General features: G+C 58.6%; 4 protein-coding genes. 1 reads left to right on the forward strand and 3 read right to left on the reverse strand.

Annotated features, from left to right (window positions below; genetic code table 11):
• Positions 1-518 precede the first annotated feature (518 nt).
• On the forward strand, positions 519-1,676 hold the full coding sequence (locus tag RCH87_RS10270) for a triacylglycerol lipase (RefSeq protein WP_306516602.1): 1,158 nt from the start codon (positions 519-521) through the stop codon (positions 1,674-1,676).
• Here the strand turns inward: RCH87_RS10270 and RCH87_RS10275 are convergent.
• The 3 genes from RCH87_RS10275 to RCH87_RS10285 all read right to left on the reverse strand — a co-directional run.
• Positions 1,653-2,531: a Sir2 family NAD-dependent protein deacetylase gene (locus RCH87_RS10275; RefSeq protein WP_306516604.1), complete on the reverse strand. Its 879-nt coding sequence runs from the start codon at positions 2,529-2,531 to the stop codon at positions 1,653-1,655. The genes RCH87_RS10270 and RCH87_RS10275 overlap by 24 nt on opposite strands.
• Positions 2,532-2,692: 161 nt before the next feature.
• Positions 2,693-2,944 carry a hypothetical protein gene (locus tag RCH87_RS10280; RefSeq protein ID WP_373690984.1) on the reverse strand — a complete coding sequence of 84 codons (252 nt, stop codon included), beginning with the start codon at positions 2,942-2,944 and terminating at the stop codon, positions 2,693-2,695.
• 118 nt (positions 2,945-3,062) lie between these two features.
• A partial coding sequence (locus RCH87_RS10285) for a radical SAM protein (protein ID WP_373690983.1) occupies positions 3,063-3,593 on the reverse strand: 531 nt, incomplete at its 5' end.

Consider the following 3,593-nt stretch of genomic DNA (forward strand, 5'->3'; position numbering starts at 1 on the left):
GCTAGGGGTGTAGATATTCGGGGTTTGGCACACACTTTTTGTCGTTTAACCCCAAAAAGAAACAACCGCCGACTTTCGCCGACGGTTGTTTCTATTCCCATGACTGATTATTTTAGATGGTTGAGCCGGAGCCTGCCCCTCCATCACCTCTTGAGGTAACCCTCACCTTACGGCCCTATACTAAGGGTTGTCAACCCCTTTAACTAAAACTTTTGTATTTTTATTCATCCATCTAAAGTCTTGAGCGTTTCTGCAGGTCACACGCCCTTATGTTTCAACTTGGCTTTTCGACGCCCACTATTGCCGCTCCGCGCGCGTCAATCAGGCCTAGACTAGAGATATCTCTGCGACTAGAGATCTCTCTGCACTGAGTTCCTGCATAAACCTACGCTCATCCACAGGTTCTGGCCACGAACTCTAACCACGAATCCTGGCCACGGGTTCTGGCCACAAGCTCTAACGAGGAACTCCAGCGCACGCTCCAGCTCACAACAGTCTCGAGAAATTAGGTACGAGTTATGGCACGTGAAGCACATAATCCTGCGACCGACAAGGGCACGACCAAACGCAGCACGACCAAACACAACACCACACTCCACACCGAGCACGACGCAGAGCAGCACAACGCAGAATCCTTCACCGAATCTGTCAGCAACTCCCTAACCCGCCTGAAAAACTCCCTGCGCAGGCACCTGAGCCAACAGTGGACAGAACTCACCTCCCCGTCGTTCAGCGTGCCCGCCTCCAAATTGCCGGAAAAACTCGCCGCGCACGCCACAGAAGTCTCGGCAACTAAAATTCCAGACAGCGTGCTCAGCGAGATCGCGGAGTCGCTCAATGCACGTGGCGCACACTCCGCACACCACAACGGCCAAGACGAATCCGACTACAACTTCGACACTTCACTGCACCTACCACTCGGGGCCCGTTTTAAGCCTCGCGGGATCTTCGAAGACGATTGGTCCACCCGCCCCAGCGCACAACGCCCCTGGCCGATCATCTTGATCCACGGCACCGTCGACACCAAAGGCGTGTGGCAAGAACTCGGCACCGAACTACGCCAGGACGGCTGGTGCGTGTTCGCCCCGGATTACGGCAAACGTGGCACCGCCGCCATGCAAGAATCCGCTCTCCAACTCGGCGCCTATATCGAGGCAGTTCGCACGGTCACAGGCACAGAACAAGTAATCCTCATCGGACATTCACAAGGTGGCCTGCTCGCCCGTTACTGGATGCGCACCTCCGGCAATCCCGCGCACGTTAAACATCTCGTCAGCCTCTCCGCGCCGAATCATGGCACCACCATGGGCGGCATCCTAAGCCCGCTGGCTTCCAATGGTCTGACCGAAAACATCATGCACTCGTTGATCCGTTCCTGGTTCGGGCCGGTGGGTTTCCAACAGATCACCGGATCAGAAATCTTCGAGGTATTCGACGACGAAGAGCTTGACGACGGCGTCTCCTACACCTGCCTCGCCAGCCGACAAGATACCGTCGTCCAGCCACCCGAGACCTGCTTTCTCAACGGGCCGGCCGACCGCGTGCGCAACGTGTGGGTGCAAGACATCTTCCCGCGCGCGCATGTGCAGCACCAGGATATGCCCATCAACAAGTACGTGCGCGCGCTCATTCGCACTGGGCTGGAAAAAGAACTAGAGAGCGAGTCGGTCCAATAGCTCATCAAAGGCAGGGCCAACCTGGCTGCGCCACAGCACATCCACCCGCGCATCAGCCCGGCCCGGACCACCGTTAATCACCGCCACTGGACGCCCACTGGACAGCATGTCCAGCACAAAGCGGTAGCCGCTCATCACCGCCAAGGAAGATCCCACCACGATCAGTGACGACGCTTCCGCAGCCATCGCCCGTGCAGCCGCTTTACGCTCTTCCGGGACCGCCTCACCGAAATACACCACATCGGGCTTCAGCCGCAGCGCCCCGCAGCGCACACACCCAACCATCTGAAATTTCCGGATCGCCGCAGCTGGCAAATCCACATCGCCGTCCGGGTTCACCTGCGTGACCTCAGATAACAACTGTTCCAAATAACCTGGGTTCGCAGCTTCCAATCGCGTGTCCAGGCTCTGCCGGGCTTCGCTGAAACCGCAATCCAGGCACGAAACCGAATCTAAATTGCCGTGTAGCGCGACCACTTTTTCTTGCCCAGCTGCGGTGTGCAATCCGTCGACGTTTTGCGTCAACACGCCGTGCACAAACCCGGCGCGCTCTAATTCGACCAGCGCGTAGTGCGTGCGGTTTGGCTTGGCGCGGTCCAATTGCCGCCAGCCGACGAAACTGCGCGCCCAATAGCGGTGCGAAGCGTTACGGTCGAAGCAGAATTCTTGGTAGGTCATCGGCCGATGGGTGTTCATTTTGCCTTTGGGCCCGCGATAATCCGGAATCCCAGAATCAGTTGAGACCCCTGCCCCAGTCAGCACCATTGCCGGGCCCAGGTTTAGCTGGTCGACGATCTTGTCGACGACTTCCGGGTAGGGGTGCGGGCGTGCCGTTTCTTCTACCACTCGTTCCATAGAACGCACCGCACCGCGGTGAGCGCGGTTGATAGCTGCAGAAACGTGGTTGCTCAATCCTGTTTGCGAATCAGCCGACGGGTGGGATCTCTGCGGTGGGAAACTCACCCCAGCCAGTCTAGCCCCCGGTGGCCGCACGGCAGCGAATCAAAGGGCGCTCGCTAGCTTTTCGCCCCGAGTTTGCGGCGCAATTCCGCTTCGAAGATCCATTCAGAATCTACCAACCCGTGCCGTGAGCATTCGGCATGCCAACCGTCGGGACGGATCTGTACTTTCATCCGTCGCCCACATAGCTGGCAAAAACGCGGTGCATCGTAGCCAGCCTGCTGCGAGGGGCTCAGCCGGATTTCTTCACCCGAGGCAATCTCGGTGCCGGTATTCGGGTGGAAGATCGGCTCATCGTCGCCGCACATCGCCAGCGCCAGTGGCGAGTTTTTGGTCTGCAGCGCGGGGTCTTTCGCTCGTGCCATTGTCGTTAGTGCCTATAACTCTATTTTCGGCCTGTTTAGTTTCTGCCTGCGCAACCTGTGTCTACAGAGCCTTGATTGGCAGGTCGATGCGGTTCAAGGTCTCCATGTCGGTTTCGATGCGCTCGCCAAGCGTCGTCAAGTAGTTACCCGCGATGATGGCGTTGATGCCGCCGAGCAGGCCCTTCTCGAAGCCTTCGGTGCCCAGCGAAAGTTCGCGGCCACCGGCGAAGCGGATGACGGTGCGTGGCATCGCCAGGCGGAACATGGCAACCGCGCGCAGTGCTTCGCCCAGTGGAACCAGTGGGTAATCCGCAAACGGGGTGCCTGGGCGTGGGTCCAGGAAGTTCATCGGAACCTCACGCGGTTCAATTTCTGCCAGCTGAGCAGCGAATTCCGCACGCTGTTCCAAACTTTCGCCCATGCCGATAATGCCGCCGGAGCAAACCTCCAGGCCAGCATCGCGCACGTTTTGCAGAGTCTCGCGGCGCTCCTCCCAGGTGTGGGTGGTCACGACGTTCGGGAAGTGCGAGCGCGCGGTTTCCAGGTTGTGGTTGTAGCGGGTAGCACCGGCGGCTTTGAAGCGTTCAACCTG

This window comes from Corynebacterium sp., assembly GCF_030826625.1.
Classification (GTDB): domain Bacteria; phylum Actinomycetota; class Actinomycetes; order Mycobacteriales; family Mycobacteriaceae; genus Corynebacterium.